This window comes from Necropsobacter rosorum, assembly GCF_964241405.1.
Taxonomy (GTDB): Bacteria; Pseudomonadota; Gammaproteobacteria; order Enterobacterales; family Pasteurellaceae; genus Necropsobacter; species Necropsobacter rosorum.
Genome location: NZ_CAXSXF010000001.1, coordinates 827,752 through 850,497 on the forward strand (window position 1 = coordinate 827,752; position 22,746 = coordinate 850,497).

The window sequence follows — 22,746 nt, forward strand, 5'->3', positions numbered from 1 at the left end:
TACGCCTTTTTATTGTTGCGTAAATTGATATTATCGGGATGTAATATTGCGTTTTTTGCAATCAAGGATTATGCTACCGGACAAAAGTGCGGTACATTTTTCTGCGTTTTAAAAAACCGGGTAAAAACCGACCGCACTTTTGCCTGTCCGCAGACCTTTATTTTAACGGCGAAACGATGAACTTTGACGATCTCGAGCTTTTCTTACACCTCAGCGAAAGCACTCACTTCAGTAAAACCGCGGCGCAGAACCATATGTCGCCTTCCACCTTATCCCGCCGGATTCAGCGTCTGGAAGAGGAGCTGGGGCAGGTGCTGCTGATCCGCGATAATCGCCGGGTATCGCTTACGCCGTCGGGCGAGCTGTTTTTGCATTTCGCCCGCCAGTGCGGGCAGCAATGGCAGCAGCTGAAACAACAGTTAGCCACTTATCACGCGGAATTGAGCGGCGAATTAAAGCTGTTTTGTTCGGTTACCGCCGCTTACAGCCATTTGCCGCCGCTGCTGGAGAAATTTCGTTTCCGCTATCCGAAAGTGGAAATTCAGCTCACCACCGGCGATCCGGCACAGGCGGTACAGCTGGTACAGACCCAGCAGGTGGATTTGGCACTGGCGGGACGGCCGGCGGTATTGCCGCATAATCTGATTTTTCATTATATGGACGACATCACCCTGTCGCTGATTGCGCCGCGTATCGCCTGCACGGCGACACAACTATTGCAGCAAAGCCCGCCGGACTGGCAGAAAATCCCCTTTATCCTGCCGGTGGAAGGCCCGGCACGGCAGCGTATTGATCAATGGTTTCGGCAGCAGAAAATCAAACATCCGACCGTTTACGCCACCGTAGCCGGCCATGAGGGCATCGTATCTATGGTGGCGCTGGGCTGCGGGCTGGCGATGCTGCCTGATGTGGTGATTAAAAACAGCCCGCTGAACAGTCAGATATCGACGCTGGCGGTAAATACGCCGATCGCGCCCTTCGAGCTGGGCGTTTGCGTGCAAAAGAAATCGCTGGCATTGCCGTTAATCCGTGCATTTTGGCAAATGTTGGGGTAAAGTGCGGTATGATTTCGCAACGTTTGGGGGAAATATGTTAAAGGGTGTCGCGTTCTCGCTTTCCGCATCGGTGTTATTCGGCTACATTTATTATTTTTCCACCCTGCTGTTGCCGTTAAACGGCGAGGACATTTTCGGCTATCGCGTGATTTTTACCACCCCTTTTATCATCGCCGCGATTTTTGTCTTTAAACAGAAATATGTGCTGGTGGCACATTTAAAACGGATAAAACGACAGCCGTGGTTATTGCTGGTTTTCTGCTTTAACAGTGCGATGATGGGTTTTCAAATGTGGCTTTTTCTCTGGGCGCCGAATAACGGCAGCGCGCTCAGCGTGTCTTTCGGCTACCTGCTGTTACCGTTGGTGATGGTGGCGGCGGGACGGTTGTTTTTTAAAGAAAATATTTCCACACTGCGCGCCTGGGCGATTTTTATCGCCACCGCCGGCGTTATTTCCAATATTGCACTCAAAGGCGGCTTATCCTGGGAAAGCAGCGCCGTCTGCGGATATGCGGTTTATTTTATGCTGCGAAAATGGCTGAATTTAGCCGATATCGCCAGTTTCGCCATTGAAATCCTGCTGCTTTTGCCGGTATGTATTTATTTCGCGTTTCAAGTGGATATCGGACAAATCGAAAACCTTAATCCGAATATTATGTGGCTGTTGCTCGCCCTCGGTTTATTCAGCGGGATCGCTTTTAATGCCTACATCGCCGCCAGCAATATATTGCCTATCAATCTGCTGGGCCTGCTCGGCTACGTCGAACCGATCATGATGCTGACCATCTCCCTGCTCATCGGCGAAACCATCCACCCCGAAACCTATCCGCTGTTTATCTGCCTGATCGTCGCCATGGGGCTGATTGTGGGGGATGGTATCCGGGCTATGCAAAAAAACCGATATATGCGGTAGGGAAAGGATGAGTAAATTATTGAAGTTTTTTAATTATCTAAAATAGTTAGACGCAAGTAATTTAGCCTTGATAGCTATAATCATGATATAAAAAATATTATTTAATTCAAATTCTATACCAACAAAAGATTAAAACTCCCTCCGGTCAGTTCTTTTTTATCGTTGGCGGATAGCCCCTTATCGGTAATAATATCGGTAAATTGATTTAATTGTGCGGCACAAAATAAGGAATATTTGCCATATTTGCTGCTGTCGGCAACTAAAACGCGTTTTTTCGCATTTTGTTGTAAGTATTTTTTCAGGCAGGCTTTCTCTTCCGTTGGAGCCGTTACACCTTTGTGCATGCTCCAGGAATTGCAGCTTATAAATGAAATATCCGGGTTCAGGTTTTGTAGAAACGTTAATCCATGATTCCCGATGCAGGATTGACTGCTGTTATCCACCCGACCGCCGGTAATAATCAATTCGATTTGTTTATATTCGGAAAGTAACAGGGCAATATGTAAATCCGTCGTAATTACCCGCAGGGGAATATGGGCAATTTTTTTCGCAATGCACAGAGTGGTTGTTCCCGCGTCTAAAACGACGGAATCCCCCGGAGAAATTAAAGACACCGCATATTCGGCAATGTGATCTTTTTCGACGATGTGCTGGAATTGCTTTTCATTGGTTGTCGGCTGAAAAGGGATGAATTGATTCAGACTGACCCCGCCATGGGTGCGGATAACCGCCCCTTCTTCGCTGAGTTTAATCAAATCACGACGAATGGTGGCGGGTGATGAATTGGTGACTTTGACAAGCTGTTCTACCGTGGCGATATTGTGGCTTTTTAAGAACAGCATTATTTGTTCTAGGCGATTTGGGGACATAATATTCTATTTATTTTAATTGGTCACCCATTTTAACAATGAGTGACCATTTTTTCTACACTAAATTAGTTGTTTACCAGATCTTTGTTGTTTTCGAAAATTTGTAAGGTTTTATCTAAATGTTTAATTAAATCTTCAGTCCCTACAAATGTTGGCGAAACACTATATGCATCTTCCGTTTTTTTACGAAATTCTGGTTTTTCAGTAACGGTTTTAATTGCTTTTTCCATTTTCTCTATAATTTTGCTATCGGTTCCTTTAGGGAAGCTCAGAAAATAATAGCGTTCCGCAACCCAATCTATACCTTGTTCTTTGGCTGTAGAAACATCGGGAAATAAGTTATTACGTTTATCACTAATCACTGCAAGTGGGATAAAGTCACCGGAATCGAAATAAGATTTCATTACACCATACGGGTTGACATTAACATCAATTTTACCGGCTAATAATGCTGCATTACGATCGCTGCCTCCACCGGCATCCACAATATTAAAATCAATTCCGACATCTTGTTCTAATAAACGGCCTAAATAATAAGAATATCCTCCAACAGATGAGGCGTAGATTAGTTTTCCCGGTTCTGATTTTGCTTTATTGATAAGATCATTGAGGTTTTTATAACTACTCTTTGCATTTGCCGCAATAACATAGGAATTATCTATAATTGTTGCTGCAACAGGAGATAATGCTTCATGAGCTTGAGTTGAAACGCCGACAACCTTATTCGTCAACATTGATTCATGAAAAAATAAGGCGGTATAGCCGTCTGGTTGGGCATTGACGACCTGTTTCATACCGGCATTACCGTTTGCACCGGAAACATTATTTACAATAATTCTGGTATCTAACTCTTTTTCTAAATAATTGGCTAAATTACGCGCATGAAAATCTGTATCTCCACCGGCACCAAAGGGTACGACCAATGTTATCGTTTTTTGTGGCCAGCTATTTTTTTCTTGTGAGGAGGTACTATTGGCTTTTTGATCACAACCAATGATACCTAAACCTAATATCCCTACAAAAATTAGACTAAGTGTTTTTTTCATAAGAAACTCCTTTATAGATTGATTTTATTTTTTTATTCTGGATTTTATGGCAAAAAGAATGATTAGTGCCGTGAGAATAAAAAATGTTGTTGCAATAGGGGCTTTAAAAAACTCGGCGAAGTTTCCTTGAGAAAACATCAGTCCTCGTCTTAAATTAATTTCTGCTAACGGTCCTATAATAAATCCTAATATAAATGGTGCAGATGGAATTGATAATTTATAAAAACCAAATCCTATCACCCCAAATAGTACTGTCGCCCATACATCAAAGAAGTTATTTCTGACGCCAAATGCACCGATAATACAGAATAAAAAGATAGCCGGTAATAGAAAATGCTTTGGTATAGAAAGAACTTTAGTAAATATTTTTAAACCGTAAAACTCCATCATAAACATTATAATGGCACCAAAAAACATCGCTGAAAAAATGGCATATACAATGCTAATGTTCTCAGTAAACATTAATGGTCCCGGGATAATACCGTGTAAGGTTAATCCTCCCAGTAAAATTGCTGTCACCGTATCGCCGGGAATACCTAATGCTAATAGGGGGACTAATGCACCACCGATTGCGGCATTATTTGATGCCTCGGAAGCTACAACGCCATCAATAATTCCGGTTCCGTATTTTTCCGGATATTTAGATGTTGATTTGGAAACAGTATATGCCATTACGTTTGCTGCTCCCCCTCCGATACCGGGTAAGATGCCGATTCCCGTACCTAATGATGCAGAGACTAAAAAATTTTTAGTTTGGCTGAAAAATTCTTTTATGGAAAAACCGAGCCCTTTTTCTATTTTAATAGCATTAATAACCTGCATATTTTGATGCTCGGATTTAACTGTATCTGCCTTGGTGATAATTTCATTGATTGCAAATAATCCGATAAGAACAGGAAGTACGTCGAAACCATAAGCAATTTCTTCTGAACCAAAGGTAAATCTATTTACGGAAGCAATACTATCCATTCCTACTGTTGCAAACATACACCCCATTAGCCCTGAGATTAAGCCTTTCCAAATATTATTGCCAGATAATCCTACGAGCATACTTAAAGAAAATAATGCTACGGCGAAATACTCATAGGCACCAAATTTAATCGCTATTTTAGCTAAGACTGGTGATAGAAATATCAGAATAATCGTTGAGAATAGCGTTCCCAGAAAAGAGAATGTCACACCAACTCCCAATGCTTTAAAGGCCTGGTTTTTCTTTGTCATCGGATATCCATCAAAACATGTGGCAATTGACGACGGTGTGCCGGGGATACCGGTTAAGATAGCAGTGATTAATCCACCTGAAATACCGCCGATATAAAGTGCAATTAGCAAAATAACGGCAATATTAGGATCCAGTGCATACGTGATAGGTAAAAACAATGCTAGTGCCATTGTTGCCGATAATCCCGGTACTGAACCGAAAATGATCCCGATAAACACACCGCCCAATAGACAAATTAAACCGCTTATCGTGAATAAAGAGGAGGTGGCCTGAAATAATGAATCAAACATAGATTTATTTCCTCTCTAAAATAATAAACCTGAAGGCATTGTTAAGTTTAGATAATAACTGAATATATGATATGCAATAATCGGTAATACGATCGAAAATACAGCATATATCCAATACACTTTTTTTACATATTGAGGAGTTAATAGTAAAGATAAAAGAAATAAAAACGGTATTGAGGTCGAAATAAAACCCAGATACTGCATTAATAATACATAAACGAAAATTAATCCGATAACAGAAAAAATTCGTTGCCAATCTGTCTTTTTCTTTAATTCCTCAGATGATTTCGTTTTAATTTTAAAAAATGATGTTATTGTTAAAATTATTGATGAAAATAGCAACAATGAGCCGTAAATTTTGGGCATAAAATCAGCTTCAACACTAACGAGATCTTTCGTTTCAATCAGAAATGCATTAACTAAATAAAATAATGCAATAAAGAAAAAGATGATTCCGGCCAGAAAGTTTTTATCTGAGATATATTTATTCATATGACTGTTCTCCATACAATAGCAGTTTTATCAGTAGAGTTAAGTTACTATTTAATCATTCTGTTAAATAATCTTCTGATAAATTAACCGGATATCTGTTTTGGTCATCTCTTTAGGGTTGTTGTCCAATAAACGTCGAACTGTGAATGCCGAATCGACCAGTTCATCTAATACATCCTCAGTAATCCCAACGGATTTAAGATCACATTTAATTTCAAGATCACGGATAAGAGCATACAGTTCATCAATCATTTTTTGGGCTGCTTGACGCTGTGTCAGCCCTTGTACATCTAGGTTCATGGCCTTTGCCACATTAGCAAATTTTTCTTCACAGACATCAAGATTAAACTGCATGACATCAGGTAGTAGAATGGCATTAGATAGACCATGAGGAATATGGTATTTACCGCCCAAAGGATAAGAAAGCGCGTGAACTGCAACTGTGCTTGAGGTCGCAATACAAACTCCGCCGAAATAGGCGCCTAAAATCATATCTTCTCTTGCATTTAAATCTGCTCCGTTTTGGTAAGCAGTTCGAATACTACGAGAAATTAATTTGATAGATTTCAATGCAAAAGTATCACTGAACGGATTAGATTTTCTCGAGATATAACATTCAATCGCATGACATAATGCATCGATACCTGTATTTGCTGTTATATGCTTTGGCAATCCAACAGTCATTAGCGGATCTAAAATCACACAGTTCGGTATCATTTTTTCATCAACAATACCTACTTTTAACTCACGTTCAGGGATAAGAACAATGGAGTTCGGTGTGGCCTCAGAACCTGTTCCGGCAGTGGTCGGGATCATTAAAGTCGGAATCCCTTTATTGCGGAATTTTGCTTTACCGTCTATAACAGCGCTTAATTCCACATCATTATTTAACAAAATAGCCACCAGTTTGGCGGTATCCATCGCACTGCCGCCGCCGATACCGATAACCATGTCGGCATTAAACTGTTTAGCCGTATGATAAACTTGATTGATTTTCTCTAACGGAGGTTCCGGTGGCGTATCGTGAATGATATGAACACCGATATTTGCATTGTCTAAAAGTGTCTTCGGTTTTGCGACTAATCCCGCATTAAATACGCCCGGATCGGTGATAATAATGACATTATCGGCATTATGTGCTTTCACCACATCAGTAATTTGCTCAATACTATTTGCTCCGCCGATGACTTTATTTGTATGACATAATGAATAAAAATGGTCCATTGTCTTCACCTCTGTTATTTATTCCATCTAGGATGTTCGTAAACTTCCGGATTACATACATAAGGCCACCGCTCGCCGTTAATAACGGCTAATACACCTTCTGTAGCCATTGTGGCCACACCTGAGGCGGCCTCTTTAGTTTGTCCGGCCATATGCGGCGATACTGTCACATTATCTAATTTAAACAGCGGTGAGTTGATATTAACGGGTTCATTAGCGAATACATCGAGACCAGCACTGTGAATAATGCCTTGTTCCAGCGCGTGGATTAATGCGTTTTCATCCACGACTTCGCCTCGTGCACAATTAATTACGATTGTATTTGCATTCATTAAGTTAATTTCCCGTTCACTAATAAGATTCCTTGTTTCTTTAGTTAAGGGAACATGAATAGAAATAACATGTGCTCCTTTAATTACATCGTCTAATTGAGCACAGTATTGATATCCTTCTTTCTCAATCGCCTCAGGTGAAACAAAAGGATCATAAACTTTAATATTCATTCCGATAGCTTTTGACATTTGAGCTAAAATTGAACCGATACGACCGTATCCGATTAACGCTAATGTTTTCTTATGCAATTCGTAAGCCTTATAACTGCTTCTTATATTAAAATTGCCTTTGCGCATTTCGTTATCTGAGCGGACAATATCTTTTGCGCAGGCGAACATCAATGCAAAGGCATGTTCTGCAACGGAACGCGTATTTGCTCCCGGTGCAATAACAACAGGAATACCTAATTCTGTTGCTGTTTTAACATCCACATCGTCAACACCAACGCCGGGTCTGCCGATTACTTTAAGATTTTTTGCCTGCAGCATTGTTTTTCGATCGATAGATCCGATACGAATAATCAATCCATCCGCATCTAATAATTCCGGTAACATGACATGAGGATCGCCACTATTCGTAATGACGATATCAGTATTATGTTTTTCTAATACTGCCATTCCATCATCATGTAACCGATGAGATATAACCACTTTCACCATAATATAATTCCTACTCATATAACTTAAATACATCTTGCAATGCGTTATCAATCACCGCATTAGCGCAATTTGATGGTTCTCTGGCCGGGCCGACGTGGTGACCGCGTAAAAGTGCGGCGCGTTTTACCACAGAATTCGGGTTGCCCATTTGCATGACGTTGCGGAAATCACGGATTTTTTTCTGCGCTTCATTGGCCTTTGCGAAATCTCCTTGTTTCCAGTATTCATAAATGGAAACCATCAGTTGCGGGAATACGTTGGAGCAGCCGCTGATAGCTCCGGTGCCGCCGGCTAACAATGTCCACAGAATCAATGAATCGCTGCCCGCCATAACACTTAATCTCGGATTCGTGTTTTCAATATATTTCAATGAATTATCGAAATTTCCGCTGCTGTCTTTAATGCCGATAATATTGTCGAATTCGGCCAGTTTTTTCAGGGTGGTATAATCAATGTTATTACCCGTGCGGGCGGGGATGTTGTACATCAGAATCGGGGCGTTTACGTTTTGGGCGATGGCGCTGAAATGGCGGTAAAGATCATCCTGACTTACCGCAACGAAATAAGGTGAGATCACCGATAATACATCTACGCCGAGATCCCATACCTGTTTTGAAAATTCAATGGTTTGTTTGGTCGTAATACAGCCGGTGCCGGCATAAACCGGTACGCGACCGTTTACCGCTTCAACGGCGGTTTTGATGATTTCCAGTTTTTCCTGCTGATTAAAGGCATAAAATTCACCGTTTGTGCCCAGCGGAAAAATGCCGTGGACGCCCGCATCAATCAGATAATCGATAAAATCTTTATAGGCGGTCGGGTTAAAGCGTTCATTTTCATCCAGCGCGGTCAAAACCGGCGTGACGATACCTTGGGGTTTAATCATCTCTTTCTCCTTAATTATTTGCTGGTTGCATATTTCACATTGGCCATTTTGGCGCCGAGGTACAGCGCTTCGGTCATACTGCGGCTGTCGGCGATGCCTTTGCCGGCGATAGGAAAAGCGGTGCCGTGATCGACAGAAGTGCGGATAAACGGCAGTCCGACGGTGACATTCACGCCAGTATCAAAACCGAGCACTTTAATCGGGATATGTCCTTGATCGTGATACATCACCACCACAATATCGAATTCGTTTAAATTTGCCGCGCGATGAAACACGGTGTCCGGCGCAATCGGTCCGCTAACGTTGAGGCCGTTTTGGCGGGCCTGTTGTACTGCCGGCAAAATTTCTTTGGCGTCTTCGTCGCCGAACATGCCGTTTTCGCCGGCGTGCGGGTTCAGGCCGGCGACTGCAATACGGGGTTCGGCGATGCCGAGCATGCGGGTATATTCGTCCGCCAGTTCAATCACTTTCAACACGCGTTCTTGTTTCACCAGATCACAGGCTTTACGCAGCTGCACATGTGTGGTGACATGAATAACGTTCAGTTTTTCACTGGTCAGCATCATGGAATAGTCACTGGTGCGGGTCAGATGCGCCAGAATTTCGGTGTGTCCCGGAAAAGGCTTACCGCCGGCGTGCAGGGCTTCTTTATTTAACGGTGCGGTGACAATGGCATGAATTTTTTTATCCAGCGTTAGGCGCACCGCTTTTTCGATATAGTCGTAAGCGGCGCGGCCGGCGCGCGGATCAACCCGGGCAAAGGGCAAATCCGCCGGCAGGTTATCCAGATCCAGAATGTCGATACGGCCGAACAGGGCGCTGAAGTGATCGATATCCGCCACTGTGTTTAACACCAATTCCGAATTAACGATGTTCAGCGCGCGCTGCATGATTTTCTTATCGCCGATCACAATAGGATGCGCCAGGTCATAAATGCGTTTATCTTCCAGCGCTTTAATGATGACCTCCGGGCCGATGCCCGCCGCGTCGCCCATGGTAATGCCTAGTATTGGTTTCATTATTTACTCCTTGTTGAAATGCTGAATAAAATCCAGCGTATTTTGTAAAACCGAAACGGAACCCAGCCCGCCGGCCTTAGTGATGACCGGAATGTGAGCCAGTTCGGTGGACGGAAAATAACCATAGGGCACGCCGTTTTCGATTTCACCGAGAAGACGGTAATGGTTCAGCCCCAATGTTTTTGCCACCGCGACGGCAATATCGCCGCCGGTTAAAAACAGTGCCGATAGTTGAACGTTGATTTGCTTTAAAATCAGCCCGGTCAATGCCGCCAGACGCAGACAAATCTGTTCGCCCAATTGGCTGCGGCTGAGTCCCAACGCCTGACATCGCGCCGCAATCTCCTTGCGCGCCTGTGCTGAACTGTCCGTTTTTAAAATAACGTGTTGTTTTTGTTTGAGAAAATCTACGGCTTGAGCCGCAAGCAAAGCAGTGTAATGCGCCTCGTTCAGCAAGGGCTCAATATCAATACGGATTAACCGAATGGAATTTTGCGGCGTAACATAATCCACCTGCCGAGCGGTAATCTCGCTCATCGATGCCACCACAAATAACATCGGCAGGGCTTTTGAATGTAAAAAGTGCGGTGGTTTTTTCGGCAGAATATACTTGGCAAGCCCGGACGAACCGGCAATTACGGCGGGTTCATTGCTTTGCCGAATATAACCGGCGATACGCGCCAAATCGCTGTCTTGTTCCGCATCAAAGGCGATGATGCAGGGGGATTGGGCGGCGATAGTTTGCTGAATCATTGGCCGGCAATCGCTATGTCTAAGCTGTTGCAGCGTGATTTCAATCACCGGTATTGTCGTTTGCGCCGCGATGATCTGTTTTATCGTTGAGGAAATAACCGGCGTTTTCGGATCGGTGGCGAATTCGGTTTCCCGTAACGGTCGGTCGCCCACATAACAGATACCGTTTTTAACCGTTCTGTTCGCTGTCGGCAGTGCCGAACAAAGAAAAACCACGTTGCGCCGGCTTGCACTCAGACAACTTTCCAGCTCGGCGCCGATATTGCCTCTCAGGGTCGAGTCGATTTTTTTATAAATCATGCTCACGGCCGGTTGATGTTGAATGGCTTGTGTTACACGTTTTTGAGCGTTTTCAATCGTTTCTGCCCGACTGTCGGTATTGATAATGACCACATCCGCACCGCCGCAATAAGGGCGCTCCGAATTAAGCATCACATCCACCGAAAATCCCTGATGGGTAAATTGAACCCCGGTATCATTGGCGCCGGTAAAATCATCCGCAATCACTAACATTTCCATAAAGCCGCTCAGGTTAATTAATTTCAACGGCGGAAAGTATATAGAAAGTTTACTGCGTAAACAGTGATACAGATCACAATAATGACTAAAAATAATCTTTTTGATTTTTTATAATCAAATTTAGGGTAAAAGATTGTTTAACTGAAATCCGCATGAAGCGGAAAAAACCGGGCAGATCAATAAAATAAGATGACAATGAGCATAGAAAGCAGGGAGCGCTGCGACGGAATAAACGGAAAGCGTCATAAGTGCGGTGAAAAATACGTCAGTTTTTACCGCACTTTAGCATGACCGTTTGATTAACGATATTTATCTAAAAAGCGATAATAATTTGTACCGATGAATAAGGCCGCTTTTTTGCTTAAACGCCCGCCGCGCACGGTCGGCACTTTGAGCACCTCAAAGGTGCGCAGGCGTTCGTCGTTGCCTGAAATCGCCTCGGCAACAATGCGGCCGGCCAGCCCGGTCAGCGCCACGCCGTGACCGGAATAGCCCTGTGCGAAGTAGATATTCGGCGCAATCCGGCCAAAATGGGGATTGGCATTGATTGTCATGTCGATAGGCCCGCCCCAGCCGTAATCGATTTTCACGTTCTCCAGCTGTGGAAAAACCTTCAGCATATTTTGACGCATAATCTCGATCATATGGTGTTCGGAGCTGGAATCGCTGCCGAACAGCAGGCGATTGTCCGCGCTTAAGCGGTAATAATCCAGCAGATAATTATTGTCGCAGACCGACATGCCGTTGTTGATAATGCTGTCGGCGGTTTTTTGATCCAGCGGTTCGGTGGCGATGATAAAACTTTCCACCGGCAGAATTTTTTTGGCAATCCCGTGGTGAATGCCTTTCGGTAGTGCGGCAATGTAGGCGTTGGTGGCTAATACGACGTCTTTGGCGATCACCGAGGCGTTTTCCGTTTTGACCTTGACTTTGCTCTTGCCGATACGCAGATCGATCACCGGTGATTGTTCGTAAATTTGTACGCCCAAATCCAGACAGGCTTTGGCCAGGCCGAGGCAATAATTCAGCGGATGCAGATGACCGGAATTGCTGTCAAACAGCGCCCCTTGATAGATGCGGCTGCCCAAATGCCGCTCCAGCTTGGCCTTATCCCAAAGCTGCATATTACGATAACCGAACAGCTCGCGGCTGGTTTGTTCCACGGCGATCAGATCATCCAAGCGGCGGTGATTTAACGCCAGCGTGGCATAGCCTTTGCGCCAATCGCATTGAATGTGATACTTTTTAATACGTTCATCAATAATATCAATGGCTTCCAGCGACATTTTCCAGAGTTTTTCAGCGGTTTCAAAGCCAACCTGTCTGACATATTCGTCGATCCCGTCTTCAAAGCCGTTGATCGCCTGACCGCCGCTGCGACCGGAAGCGCCGAATCCTACTCTGGCGCCTTCCAGTACGATGACGCTTTTGCCCTGTTCGGCCAACTCCAGCGCGGCCGATAAACCGAAAAAACCGGCGCCGACAATGCAGACATCGGCGGATTGGCGATGGCTTAACGGCGGACATTGCAGATAGATATTACGGGTTTCGGAATAATAAGAGCGGACGTGATCTTGATGTGAGTAGGTGAGCAGCATAAAACCTTGATAGTATTCGGATTTAATGATTATTTTGCGTTGTCATATCAGCCTGCCGCAGGCAACTGCGCAACGCCGCCAAGTCAGGCGAATCTTACTCTTATTGCAAGAGATGTCAAATCTTTAACTATAAAACCGGTAAATATTTGTTATACTTAGCGCCGAATTGTTATTCAGTCGGCGTTTTAAAAACGCCATTATTTTTAACCGCACTTTGCCTATCCGATGGCTTGGGAGGACTCTAAATTGAAAAAAATCGTTGCCGCGTTACCGAAATGCCTTTTTCTGATTGCCGCCGCGTTGTTTACCACGCTGAGTTTCGCGAAAGAGAAACTGTATGTTTATAACTGGACCGATTATATTCCGTCCACGCTAATCGCACAATTTACCAAAGAAACCGGTATTGAGGTGATTTATTCGACCTTTGAAAGCAACGAGGAAATGTATGCCAAGCTGAAACTGATCTCGCAGAATGCAGGCTATGATTTGGTTTTTCCGTCCAGCTATTATGTCGGCAAAATGGCGAAAGAGGGCATGCTGCAACGGCTGGATCATAATAAACTGAGCAATTTCAAGCAGATCCCGGCGCATTTATTGAATAAGGCGTTTGACCCGAACAATCAGTATTCGCTGCCCTATGTGTACGGATTAACCGGCATCGGGGTCAATGCGGAAGAGATCGACCCGCAGCAGGTGACAAGCTGGGCCGATTTATGGAAACCGGAATATCGGGGCAAAGTGTTGCTGACCAGTGACGCGCGCGAAGTGTTTCATATCGCTTTGCTGCTGGAGGGCAAATCGCCGAACAGCCGCGATGAAAACGAGATTAAATCCGCTTATGAGCGCTTGTTAAAACTGATGCCGAATGTGCTGGTGTTTAATTCGGACTCGCCGGAAGTGCCTTATGTTCAGGGCGAGGTGGCGCTGGGCATGATCTGGAACGGTTCCGCGTATTTAGGCAATAAGGAAAATCCGAATATTCAGTTTATTTATCCGCGCGAAGGGGCGATTTTCTGGATGGACAATTACGCAATTCCGCAAAGCGCGAAGAATGTGGAAAACGCCTATAAATTTATTGATTTCCTGCTGCGGCCGGAAAGCGCCAAGGTGGTGATCGAACGGATGGGCTTTTCCATGCCGAATGAAGGGGTGAAAGCGCTGCTTGACCCGGCGTTGGTTGATAATCCGGTGTTGTTTCCGCCGGCCGCGGAAGTGGAAAAAGGCGTTTTGCAAAGTGATGTGGGCGATGCCGTAGATATTTATGAAAAATACTGGAATAAACTGAAAACCAATTAATGACATCACATGCCGGCAGAAAGTGCGGTGAAAATTACGCGATTTTTTACCGCACTTTTAATCTGCCGTCAAACAATGGCCTTTTTTCTAAAAGGCAAATGCAGTGTTGCGCCGCCTTCAGTTTAATGTTATTCCGCCGATATAAAAAATCGCCTCTAATGAGGCGATTTTTGCGTTTAACCCTTAAGCTGTCGTTGAATAAAGTCGAGCAGGTGATCTTGGGCGATCATCTGTTTGTCGGCGCAACGACGGTTTTTATATTCGATTTCGCCGTTGGCCAGATTTTTCTCGCCCACCACCAGCATGTGCGGCACGCCGATCAGCTCCATATCGGCAAACATCACGCCCGGCCGCTCTTGGCGATCATCAAAGATCACCTCAATGCCTTGCGCGGTTAAGGTGCGGTATAAATTTTCACAGAATTGGCGCACGCTGTCCGATTTATGCATATTCATCGGCACAATCGCCACACTGAACGGCGCGATGGCATCCGTCGGCCAGATAATGCCGCGTTGGTCGTGGCTTTGTTCAATGGCGGCGGCAACCACACGGCTGACACCGATGCCGTAGCAGCCCATCATCATGGGTTGCAGGCGACCGTCTTCGCCTTGTACGGTCGCATTCATCGCCTCGGAATATTTGGTGCCCAGCTGGAAAATATGCCCCACTTCGATGCCGCGTTTAATTAGTAATGTGCCTTTGCCGTCTGGGCTGATATCGCCTTCCACCACATTGCGCAAATCCGCAATCTGCGGCAGGGCGGCATCACGTTCCCAGTTAATATTGAAATAATGCTTACCGTCCATGTTGGCGCCGGCGGCAAAATCGCTCATCACGGCCACGCTGCGATCGATAATCGCCGGAATCGGCAGATTCACCGGCCCCAGCGAACCGACACCGGCGCCGATGGCTTGTTTAATGTCCTGTTCGTCGGCAAATTCCAGCGGATCCGCGACTAAGGCCAGTTTCTGCGCTTTAATTTCGTTTAATTCATGATCACCGCGGATAATCAGGGCGACCAGCGGCTGTTCCGCAGTGGCGCCTTTTACAATCAGGGTTTTGACCGTTTTTTCAATCGGCAGATTAAATTGTTCCACTAAGGCGGCGATAGTTTTGGCATTCGGCGTATCCACTAATGTCATTTGCGCCGTTGCCGCTTGACGTTCGCCGCTTGCCATGGCTTCCGCCAGCTCAATATTGGCGGCAAAATCGGACTGCGTTGAAAAGACGATATCGTCTTCACCGCTTTGCGCTAAGACCTGAAATTCGTGCGACGCACTGCCGCCGATAGAGCCGGTATCGGCCTGAACCGCACGGAAATCCAGCCCCAATCGGCTGAAAATATTGCTGTAGGTCTGATACATTACTTCATAGGTTTGTTGCAGGCTTTCGCGGCTGGTATGAAAGGAATAGGCGTCTTTCATCAGAAACTCGCGGCTGCGCATCACGCCGAAACGCGGGCGGACTTCATCACGGAATTTGGTCTGGAACTGATATAAATTCAGCGGCAGCTGTTTATAAGAACTCACTTCACGGCGAACTAAATCGGTGATGACTTCTTCATGCGTCGGTCCTAACACGAAATCCCGCTTTCCGCGATCGGAAAAGCGCAGCAGCTCCGGCCCGTACTGCTCCCAGCGCCCCGATTCCTGCCACAGCTCGCCCGGTTGTACCACCGGCATTTCCACTTCGATGGCACCGCTTTTATTCATTTCCTCACGGATAATATTTTCCACTTTTTTTAATACCCGTAATCCGGTCGGCAGCCAATTATAAAGCCCTGATGCCAGCGGCCGCACCATGCCGGCACGCAGCATTAACTGATGACTGACCACTTGAGCATCATTCGGGGTTTCTTTTAAAGTCGAAAACAAATAGTTACTCGCACGCATTATTATTCCTGTTTCATCTGATTTGAATTAAAAAAATTGGCGTTAGTTTATCATTGAGCGGGGTTTGTACAAAGCGGAATAGCGGGATTTGGGCGGAATATTTATCCGATTCAAATTCAATGCAGTGTCATGTTATCGCACACATAAAACACGCCGGCTTGCATTCGTTGCAGCCGTTACAAGAATGCAAAGAAAATGTTCCGGCGCCGTAAAAGACGGTTTTGCAGTCTGCCGGCGGTAGAATCACGCGGTTAGTATTCTTCGTCTTCACCGCTTCCGACGAGCGCGGTAAATTCTTCGGCGGAAAAACCGTGCGATAGCATATAGCGCCAGATTTTCTGTTTGGATTTATAATCCCGCATTTCACGGTAGTCGGGAAATTTTTTACGCAGTACGGATTGCGCCAGCGCCGGCCAGTCAATATCGCTTTCCGACAATACCGCATTGATCGTCTCTTTGGGGATCCCTTTCAGCTGGTATAATTCCTGTTTGATCCGGTTGACGCCGTAACCGCGCTGGGAACGGATATGCAGATAGTTTTCGCTGAAGCGTTTATCGTCCTGCCAGTGTTTTTGCTGGCAATATGCCAAGGTTTGCGCAATCTCCTGCTCGGAAAAGCCTTTTTCCTGCATTTTGCAACGCAGTTCAAATTCGCTGTATTCACGTCGCGCAAGCAAGCCGACCACATAACTGAGCGCTAAAGATGACACTATCGTCTCCTGTGAACCTAATCTGATTCAAGCAAAAGTGTGGTCAAAATCACCGCACTTTTTCCGCCCGAAGTCCGCATTAAAAATCGCTGTCTGTCTCGGCGATATTTTCCTGTTCCGATAATTCAATATCTGCCATCAGGCTTTTATCCGGATTAGCCAGCAATTCGGAACGCAGTTTGGCTTCCAGCGCCGCCGCCTGCTCAGGATGTTCGGTCAGCCATTTCATTGCATTGGCTTTTCCCTGACCGATTTTTTCACCGTTATAGGAATACCATGCGCCGGATTTTTCAACCAGTTTATGCTTCACGCCGAGTTCAATCAGTTCGCCGTTTTTGGAAATGCCTTCGCCGTAGAGAATCTGGAATTCAACCTGACGGAACGGCGGTGCCACTTTGTTTTTTACCACTTTGACGCGGGTTTCGTTACCAATCACCTGATCACCGTCTTTAACGGCGCCGGTACGGCGAATGTCCAGACGCACGGAGGCGTAGAATTTCAGTGCGTTACCGCCGGTGGTGGTTTCCGGATTACCGAACATAACACCGATTTTCATACGGATTTGGTTAATAAAGACCACCAGACAATTCGAGGTTTTAATCTGTGCCGTTAATTTACGCAATGCCTGCGACATTAAACGCGCCTGTAGCCCCATGTGGGAATCGCCCATATCGCCTTCGATTTCCGCTTTGGGAGTCAACGCGGCGACCGAGTCCACAATCACGACATCGACCGCACCGGAACGCACTAAAGCATCACAAATTTCCAGCGCTTGTTCGCCGTTATCCGGCTGAGAAACCAGCAATTCTTTGACGTTAACACCGAGTTTTGCCGCGTAAATCGGATCCAGCGCATGTTCCGCATCAATAAATGCGCAGGTTTTTCCTTCTTTCTGCGCCTGTGCGATGACCGAAAGGGTCAGAGTGGTTTTACCGGAGGATTCCGGTCCGAAAATCTCTACAATACGTCCCATCGGTAAACCGCCGATACCCAGCGCGACGTCCAGACTGAGCGAGCCGGTGGAGATGGCTTCCACATCCAGCGTTTGGGTTTCACCCAGTTTCATAATTGAGCCTTTACCGAATTGTTTTTCAATCTGACCTAATGCCGCCGCCAGTGCTTTTGCTTTGTCTTCCTGTGTAGCCGTAGCCATTGTCATACCTCTGCCGAAATTGTGTGTTCTAAATCAGTGTATAATGTTAACTGTATTGATATACAGTATCAAGTGAAATTTTGATCTTTTTATGCTGTTGTGCATTATGCATGAGATATAGGCCGTTAATGTCAAATGCACAGTGGCGATGTACATGTTTACCAGTAGTTTATCGATGGTCCATTTTTAGCCCTGACCTTTCCTGTTCGCAAGCCGTCAGCTTGAATTTTCCGTGGTTTTTAATGCAAAAAATACCAGTTTCACGATCTGTATCACAAATTCGTAATTTGCTTATTAATAAACTCCATATGAAAAATAATCATATGCTATAACGTTGTTTCGGCGCTTTTTTAATCAAGGAGGAATGAGTTATGACAATGACCGTGACAGAAGCAAACACGCTGGAGATCAGACAGTTACTAAACGAGCTGATAGGGCATGTCACCGCCAGAAATTTATTTACCGGATACGGATTATTTAAGGACGAATTGATGTTCGGTATATATCAAAACGGAAATTTTTATCTGCGCGCCGAAGATGAGCTGGCGAGTCATCTGGAACGTCAAGGCGCGGTATCTTATTCCTCCTTAACGCACAACATCGGTTTAAATATCAGTAATTATTATCGCTTACCAAAAGCCATTTTGCAGAACAAAGACTATTGCCGGGAATTGATTTTGCTTTCCATTGCGCAAATTAAATCGCAACGGCTGGCCGAAGCGCTGGCTAAAAAGAACCGGATTAAAGCATTGCCTAATTTATCCGTTAAGCATGAAAGATTGCTGGCTAAAATCGGGCTGAACAGTATTGCCGCATTTAAGGCGGTCGGAGCGGCTAATTGTTATGTCCGTTTAAAACAGTGCGGCCTGTCGGTTAATATGATTTTGTTTTGGAACCTGACGGCGGCGCTGCTGAATAAACATGTTAATTTATTGACTGCAAAGGAAAAAGAACAGGCGTTATATGACTTGAATAACAAGCTGAACTGTGCCGGATTTCGCCCGGTAAAATCTTCTGCCGGCGGAATAAGGTAACGGTCTGTAAGCCGGACGAACTGCCGTCTTATCCGTAATCAAGCGGTATCCGTAATTCATTGGATAAAAACGATTGGCTTTTATTGTCCTTGTGTGATGAAGTCGGTTGCTTTTTGCCGGCGTCATGAAATAACTCGTTGTTTTTATTTGATCGGGATCACGGATTTTAAAAAATATATTTGACGCCGATTTTATACGGATTAAACTCAGCGACGTTTTAGCAAACGTTTGCTTTATTTTTTGATTTGCTTGCTGAAACGATTTTTCAATTCTTTTGATGAGATGGAGGTTATTAATGACCCATATTATCGTTGCGACACATGGTAAATTTTCACAGGAATTAGTTAATTCTGCTGCGATGGTGTACGGCGAAGATGAAAATACCCATGTCGTGACCTTTCTGCCCGGCGAGGGCGGCGAGCATTTGGTGGCGAAATACAATGCGATCATTGCAACGCTGGCGGAAAATGAGCCGGTGTTGTTTCTGGTGGACTTATTCGGCGGCAGTCCTTATAACGCGGCGAGCCGGGTAGCGGCGCAACGCGGTGAGAATACCGATATTGTAACGGGAGTCAGTTTGCCGATGCTGCTGGAGGTGCTGGATGCCAAGGCGGAGATGACGCTGCCTGAATTGGTTGATACGGCCAAAGAAGTTGGCGTGGCGGCGGTGAAATCTTTCCGCCAACGGCAGGAGCCGGTTAAACCGGTTGAGAAATCCGTTGCGGCAGAAACAGTGCAAAAACCGACCGCACTTAACGGCAAGATGAACATTTCCTTACTGCGCATTGACAGCCGTTTGATCCATGGTCAGGTGGTGACGTCTTGGGCGAAAGCGGTGAAATGCGAGGCGATTTTTGCGGTGAGCGATGAGGTCGCCAATGATGCGTTGCGCCGTGATTTATTGCTGCAGGTGGCGCCGGAAAATTTGAAATCTTATGTTATTCCGGTGGAAAAAGCGATCAAGGTTTACCATAACCCGAAATATGCCGGTAAGAATATTTTATGGCTTGTGACAAACCCGGCGGATATTTTACGCTTGATCGACGGCGGTGTGAAAGTGGATAAAGTGAATGTCGGCGGCATGACTTATAAAGAAGGCAATCAGCAACTTTCGCAGGCGGTAACGGTCAGTCAGGCCGATGTCGAGGCATTCAATAAGTTATTGGATTTAGGTGTTGATCTCACACTGCAACAGGTTGCCAGCAGCCCGCGGGATGTATTGACTAAACAAAAACTTAATGCAGTTAAATTTTAATGAATAGAGGATAACAGTATGACTCCTATGGAAATTGTGCTTGTGACGCTGGTCGCGGCGATTTGTGGAATGGGCAGTGTGCTTGACGAGCGTCAGACGCATCGTCCTTTGGTGGCCTGTACTTTAATCGGTCTGGTGTTGGGGGATTTGACCACCGGGATTATTATCGGCGGTATGCTGGAAATGCTGGCGCTGGGCTGGATGAATGTCGGGGCGGCCATGGCGCCGGATGCGGCACTGGCCTCCGTTATTGCGGCGATTTTGGTGATCAAAGGCGGACAGGATAAAGGCACAGCGATTGCGATAGCCATTCCGGTTGCCGCAGCCGGTCAGGTACTGACGATTTTTGTGCGTACGCTGACGATTTTTCTGCAGCATAAGGCTGATGATTTTGCCAGTCGAGCTAATTTCCGCGGTATTGAATTCTGCCATTTCGCGGGGCTTTCTTTACAGGCGCTGCGTGTTGCGGTACCGGCTTTTTTTGTCGCTTTAGTGGCGGGAACGGATACCGTAACGCACGCGTTGGATGCGATTCCGGAAGTGGTGACCCGCGGTTTGCAGATTGCCGGCGGATTTATTGTTGTGGTCGGTTATGCCATGGTGATTAATATGATGCGTGCCGGCGCGTTAATGCCGTTTTTCTTTATCGGTTTCGTGATCGCCTCGTTCTCTAACTATAATCTGGTTGGTTTAGGTTTGCTGGGTGCATGTTTAGCGTTGGTTTATATTCAATTGAATCCGCGCTTTAATCAAGCGACGCTGCCGCAAAGCTCGTCGCACAAAACGCTTGCTGATGATGAACTTGAAGGTCTATAAGAAGGAATTTTATTATGTCAGAGAAAAAACAATTAACATCAGGTGATATTCGCAGCACTTACTGGCGTTCGACATTTTTGTTAGGTTCCTTTAACTTCGAGCGTATGCAGGCAATGGGATTTTGCGTATCGATGATTCCTGCGATTAAACGGTTATACAGCAATAAAGACGATCAGGCTGCGGCATTAAAGCGTCATCTTGAGTTTTTCAATACGCAGCCTTGGGTCGCCTCATCAATTATCGGTGTGACGGCGGCGATGGAGCAGGAACGCGCCAATGGGGCAACGGATATTAACGATGCTGCGATCAGTGGGGTGAAAGTCGGTCTGATGGGGCCGCTGGCCGGGGTTGGTGATCCGATTTTCTGGGGAACTTTGCGTCCGGTATTGGCGGCATTGGGCGCAGGTCTTGCCATCAGCGGCAGTTTACTGGGACCATTGCTGTTTTTTATCGGTATTAATATTTTTCGTGCGCTGACCCGTTGGTACGGTTTTCAATACGGCTATGCCAAGGGTACTGAAATTGTGCAGGATATTGGCGGCGGCCGTTTGCAAAAGCTGACACAGGGAGCGTCGATTCTCGGCCTTTTTGTGATGGGTGCATTGGTCTCGAAATGGACCAGCATCAATATTCCGTTAGAACTCTCCCGTTATACCAATCAAGCCGGCGAAGAAGTGGTGACTACGGTACAGAGCGTATTGAATGAATTGCTGCCGGGGCTGGCCGCACTGGGATTGACGTTTTTATGTATGTATCTGTTACGTAAGAAAATCAATGCGATGTATATTATCTTCGCCTTATTCGGTGTGGGTATTCTGGGTTATCACTTCGGTATTTTGGCATAATGTTTCGTGATATGATGTCGGGCGGCTCAGGCTGCCCGATTTTTTGTTGATAAGGAACGGATATGAAATTCAGAGAATTGTTTAACGCACCGCCTGCGGAAGGGTATATAAAAAATAGTTCGATTTTAGTGACCGCACTTTTTGTGATCGGCGGCATATTGTATTACCCGACCGATGGCTATGGCACAGTAATCGCGTTAGTGGTGGCATTAATTGTATTATTTGGGCAGAAATTGCTGATTTCACAGATGAATAAAGACCTTGCGGATATGTATTTTGCTAAAAAACAGTATGAGGCAACGGGTAATCTGGATTATCTGAAATTTATTCTTGCGCGTTCAAGCCAGATTCTGACGGATAACAAAGTGTTATCAGACAAAGGCAAGCAAGAGGTGCAGATGTTGCAGGAATGTGCGAAAAAAGCATTAGAAATAACCGAATAGGTTAAAAAAATAACGGTTAATAACATTTCTATAAAAATTACTTGATCCCATAAGCCAAATCTCTATAATACGCCTCCGCAGCCGCGATGACGGCGGGCAGGCGAAAGCGGCGGTCGATTTTTTACTGAAACGGAAAAATAACCGCTTGACGAGATGAACGATTGTGTTTATAATTACACGCCTTGCTTCATGCAACTGTTCTTTAACAATTTATCAGACAATCTGTGTGGGCACTTGTTGATTGACTTTATTTGAAAATATTTTTTAATTTTGAAGTCTTAATAAGTGCTTAACTTGAAATTCATTACTTTTGTAATAGTTTTTAGCTAGTAGCAGTTATTGAGCGATTGAACTTGAATTGAAGAGTTTGATCATGGCTCAGATTGAACGCTGGCGGCAGGCTTAACACATGCAAGTCGAACGG

General features: G+C 45.3%; 21 protein-coding genes and 1 rRNA gene. 9 read left to right on the top strand and 13 right to left on the bottom strand.

The genetic code is table 11. The features are described 5' to 3' along the window. The first annotated feature begins 176 nt into the window (after nucleotides 1-176). Nucleotides 177-1,055: an HTH-type transcriptional activator IlvY gene (ilvY, locus tag ACESOH_RS03945; protein WP_373099805.1), complete on the top strand. Its 879-nt coding sequence runs from the start codon at nucleotides 177-179 to the stop codon at nucleotides 1,053-1,055. Nucleotides 1,056-1,089: 34 nt separating this feature from the next. Further along, on the top strand, nucleotides 1,090-1,968 hold the full coding sequence (rarD, locus tag ACESOH_RS03950) for an EamA family transporter RarD (protein WP_032093297.1): 879 nt from the start codon (nucleotides 1,090-1,092) through the stop codon (nucleotides 1,966-1,968). Nucleotides 1,969-2,081: 113 nt separating this feature from the next. Here rarD and ACESOH_RS03955 read toward each other — a convergent pair whose 3' ends face one another. From ACESOH_RS03955 to ACESOH_RS04000, 10 genes are all read right to left on the bottom strand, one after another. Further along, nucleotides 2,082-2,837 carry a DeoR/GlpR family DNA-binding transcription regulator gene (locus tag ACESOH_RS03955; RefSeq protein WP_373099807.1) on the bottom strand — a complete coding sequence of 252 codons (756 nt, stop codon included), beginning with the start codon at nucleotides 2,835-2,837 and terminating at the stop codon, nucleotides 2,082-2,084. Nucleotides 2,838-2,902: 65 nt separating this feature from the next. Then, entirely contained in the window at nucleotides 2,903-3,883 is a 981-nt protein-coding gene (locus ACESOH_RS03960) for a tripartite tricarboxylate transporter substrate binding protein (protein WP_373099808.1), read from the bottom strand. A 24-nt stretch (nucleotides 3,884-3,907) separates the two neighbouring features. Further along, nucleotides 3,908-5,395, bottom strand: coding sequence for a tripartite tricarboxylate transporter permease (locus ACESOH_RS03965; protein WP_032093306.1), 1,488 nt, complete (start codon nucleotides 5,393-5,395; stop codon nucleotides 3,908-3,910). 15 nt (nucleotides 5,396-5,410) lie between these two features. Continuing rightward, nucleotides 5,411-5,887 (bottom strand): tripartite tricarboxylate transporter TctB family protein, encoded by a 477-nt coding sequence (locus tag ACESOH_RS03970; RefSeq protein WP_373099810.1) that lies wholly within the window; start codon nucleotides 5,885-5,887, stop codon nucleotides 5,411-5,413. 63 nt (nucleotides 5,888-5,950) lie between these two features. Continuing rightward, nucleotides 5,951-7,111 carry an iron-containing alcohol dehydrogenase gene (locus ACESOH_RS03975; RefSeq protein WP_373099811.1) on the bottom strand — a complete coding sequence of 387 codons (1,161 nt, stop codon included), beginning with the start codon at nucleotides 7,109-7,111 and terminating at the stop codon, nucleotides 5,951-5,953. 14 nt (nucleotides 7,112-7,125) lie between these two features. Then, entirely contained in the window at nucleotides 7,126-8,103 is a 978-nt protein-coding gene (locus tag ACESOH_RS03980; protein ID WP_373099812.1) for a hydroxyacid dehydrogenase, read from the bottom strand. Nucleotides 8,104-8,113: 10 nt separating this feature from the next. Then, on the bottom strand, nucleotides 8,114-8,989 hold the full coding sequence (locus ACESOH_RS03985; protein WP_373099813.1) for a dihydrodipicolinate synthase family protein: 876 nt from the start codon (nucleotides 8,987-8,989) through the stop codon (nucleotides 8,114-8,116). 14 nt (nucleotides 8,990-9,003) lie between these two features. Next, entirely contained in the window at nucleotides 9,004-10,008 is a 1,005-nt protein-coding gene (gene pdxA / locus ACESOH_RS03990) for a 4-hydroxythreonine-4-phosphate dehydrogenase PdxA (protein WP_373099815.1), read from the bottom strand. A gap of 3 nt (nucleotides 10,009-10,011) precedes the next feature. Continuing rightward, the gene (dtnK, locus tag ACESOH_RS03995; RefSeq protein WP_373099817.1) at nucleotides 10,012-11,307 is read right to left on the bottom strand and encodes a D-threonate kinase; all 1,296 of its coding nucleotides are present in this window, start codon (nucleotides 11,305-11,307) and stop codon (nucleotides 10,012-10,014) included. A gap of 272 nt (nucleotides 11,308-11,579) precedes the next feature. Continuing rightward, on the bottom strand, nucleotides 11,580-12,875 hold the full coding sequence (locus ACESOH_RS04000) for an NAD(P)/FAD-dependent oxidoreductase (RefSeq protein ID WP_373099882.1): 1,296 nt from the start codon (nucleotides 12,873-12,875) through the stop codon (nucleotides 11,580-11,582). Nucleotides 12,876-13,124: 249 nt separating this feature from the next. Here ACESOH_RS04000 and ACESOH_RS04005 point away from each other — a divergent pair, with 249 nt between their 5' ends. Further along, a complete protein-coding gene (locus tag ACESOH_RS04005; protein ID WP_032093312.1) occupies nucleotides 13,125-14,174 on the top strand; it encodes an extracellular solute-binding protein in 1,050 nt (349 codons plus the stop codon). Nucleotides 14,175-14,350: 176 nt separating this feature from the next. Here ACESOH_RS04005 and proS read toward each other — a convergent pair whose 3' ends face one another. The 3 genes from proS to recA all read right to left on the bottom strand — a co-directional run bounded on the left by proS (nucleotide 14,351) and on the right by recA (nucleotide 17,929). Then, the gene (gene proS, locus ACESOH_RS04010) at nucleotides 14,351-16,066 is read right to left on the bottom strand and encodes a proline--tRNA ligase (RefSeq protein ID WP_373099818.1); all 1,716 of its coding nucleotides are present in this window, start codon (nucleotides 16,064-16,066) and stop codon (nucleotides 14,351-14,353) included. Nucleotides 16,067-16,317: 251 nt separating this feature from the next. After that, entirely contained in the window at nucleotides 16,318-16,776 is a 459-nt protein-coding gene (gene recX, locus ACESOH_RS04015; protein WP_373099820.1) for a recombination regulator RecX, read from the bottom strand. A 79-nt stretch (nucleotides 16,777-16,855) separates the two neighbouring features. After that, entirely contained in the window at nucleotides 16,856-17,929 is a 1,074-nt protein-coding gene (recA, locus tag ACESOH_RS04020) for a recombinase RecA (protein ID WP_032093315.1), read from the bottom strand. 371 nt (nucleotides 17,930-18,300) lie between these two features. Here recA and ACESOH_RS04025 point away from each other — a divergent pair, with 371 nt between their 5' ends. The 6 genes from ACESOH_RS04025 to ACESOH_RS04050 form a co-directional block, all read left to right on the top strand. Then, nucleotides 18,301-18,963 carry a TfoX/Sxy family DNA transformation protein gene (locus ACESOH_RS04025; protein ID WP_373099822.1) on the top strand — a complete coding sequence of 221 codons (663 nt, stop codon included), beginning with the start codon at nucleotides 18,301-18,303 and terminating at the stop codon, nucleotides 18,961-18,963. A 295-nt stretch (nucleotides 18,964-19,258) separates the two neighbouring features. Further along, nucleotides 19,259-20,218 (top strand): mannose/fructose/sorbose PTS transporter subunit IIB, encoded by a 960-nt coding sequence (locus tag ACESOH_RS04030; RefSeq protein WP_373099824.1) that lies wholly within the window; start codon nucleotides 19,259-19,261, stop codon nucleotides 20,216-20,218. 18 nt (nucleotides 20,219-20,236) lie between these two features. Continuing rightward, nucleotides 20,237-21,034 (top strand): PTS mannose/fructose/sorbose transporter subunit IIC, encoded by a 798-nt coding sequence (locus ACESOH_RS04035; protein ID WP_373099825.1) that lies wholly within the window; start codon nucleotides 20,237-20,239, stop codon nucleotides 21,032-21,034. A gap of 14 nt (nucleotides 21,035-21,048) precedes the next feature. Further along, nucleotides 21,049-21,879 carry a PTS mannose transporter subunit IID gene (manZ, locus tag ACESOH_RS04040; RefSeq protein ID WP_373099827.1) on the top strand — a complete coding sequence of 277 codons (831 nt, stop codon included), beginning with the start codon at nucleotides 21,049-21,051 and terminating at the stop codon, nucleotides 21,877-21,879. A 62-nt stretch (nucleotides 21,880-21,941) separates the two neighbouring features. Continuing rightward, nucleotides 21,942-22,322 carry a hypothetical protein gene (locus ACESOH_RS04045; RefSeq protein ID WP_373099828.1) on the top strand — a complete coding sequence of 127 codons (381 nt, stop codon included), beginning with the start codon at nucleotides 21,942-21,944 and terminating at the stop codon, nucleotides 22,320-22,322. A 355-nt stretch (nucleotides 22,323-22,677) separates the two neighbouring features. After that, nucleotides 22,678-22,746 (top strand): 16S ribosomal RNA (locus tag ACESOH_RS04050); the annotation flags it as partial.

Excerpts from the sequence above, each read along its gene's own strand:
- recA (WP_032093315.1), bottom strand. The coding sequence starts at position 17,929 with ATGGCTACGGCTACACAGGAAGACAAAGCAAAAGCACTGGCGGCGGCA.
- ACESOH_RS03960 (WP_373099808.1), bottom strand. The coding sequence starts at position 3,883 with ATGAAAAAAACACTTAGTCTAATTTTTGTAGGGATATTAGGTTTAGGT.
- ACESOH_RS03965 (WP_032093306.1), bottom strand. The coding sequence starts at position 5,395 with ATGTTTGATTCATTATTTCAGGCCACCTCCTCTTTATTCACGATAAGC.
- ACESOH_RS04035 (WP_373099825.1), top strand. The coding sequence starts at position 20,237 with ATGACTCCTATGGAAATTGTGCTTGTGACGCTGGTCGCGGCGATTTGT.
- ACESOH_RS04025 (WP_373099822.1), top strand. The coding sequence starts at position 18,301 with ATGACAATGACCGTGACAGAAGCAAACACGCTGGAGATCAGACAGTTA.
- rarD (WP_032093297.1), top strand. The coding sequence starts at position 1,090 with ATGTTAAAGGGTGTCGCGTTCTCGCTTTCCGCATCGGTGTTATTCGGC.
- ACESOH_RS03980 (WP_373099812.1), bottom strand. The coding sequence starts at position 8,103 with ATGGTGAAAGTGGTTATATCTCATCGGTTACATGATGATGGAATGGCA.
- ACESOH_RS03970 (WP_373099810.1), bottom strand. The coding sequence starts at position 5,887 with ATGAATAAATATATCTCAGATAAAAACTTTCTGGCCGGAATCATCTTT.
- pdxA (WP_373099815.1), bottom strand. The coding sequence starts at position 10,008 with ATGAAACCAATACTAGGCATTACCATGGGCGACGCGGCGGGCATCGGC.
- ACESOH_RS04045 (WP_373099828.1), top strand. The coding sequence starts at position 21,942 with ATGAAATTCAGAGAATTGTTTAACGCACCGCCTGCGGAAGGGTATATA.
- ACESOH_RS04030 (WP_373099824.1), top strand. The coding sequence starts at position 19,259 with ATGACCCATATTATCGTTGCGACACATGGTAAATTTTCACAGGAATTA.
- manZ (WP_373099827.1), top strand. The coding sequence starts at position 21,049 with ATGTCAGAGAAAAAACAATTAACATCAGGTGATATTCGCAGCACTTAC.
- ACESOH_RS03955 (WP_373099807.1), bottom strand. The coding sequence starts at position 2,837 with ATGTCCCCAAATCGCCTAGAACAAATAATGCTGTTCTTAAAAAGCCAC.
- proS (WP_373099818.1), bottom strand. The coding sequence starts at position 16,066 with ATGCGTGCGAGTAACTATTTGTTTTCGACTTTAAAAGAAACCCCGAAT.
- ACESOH_RS03985 (WP_373099813.1), bottom strand. The coding sequence starts at position 8,989 with ATGATTAAACCCCAAGGTATCGTCACGCCGGTTTTGACCGCGCTGGAT.
- ACESOH_RS03975 (WP_373099811.1), bottom strand. The coding sequence starts at position 7,111 with ATGGACCATTTTTATTCATTATGTCATACAAATAAAGTCATCGGCGGA.
- ilvY (WP_373099805.1), top strand. The coding sequence starts at position 177 with ATGAACTTTGACGATCTCGAGCTTTTCTTACACCTCAGCGAAAGCACT.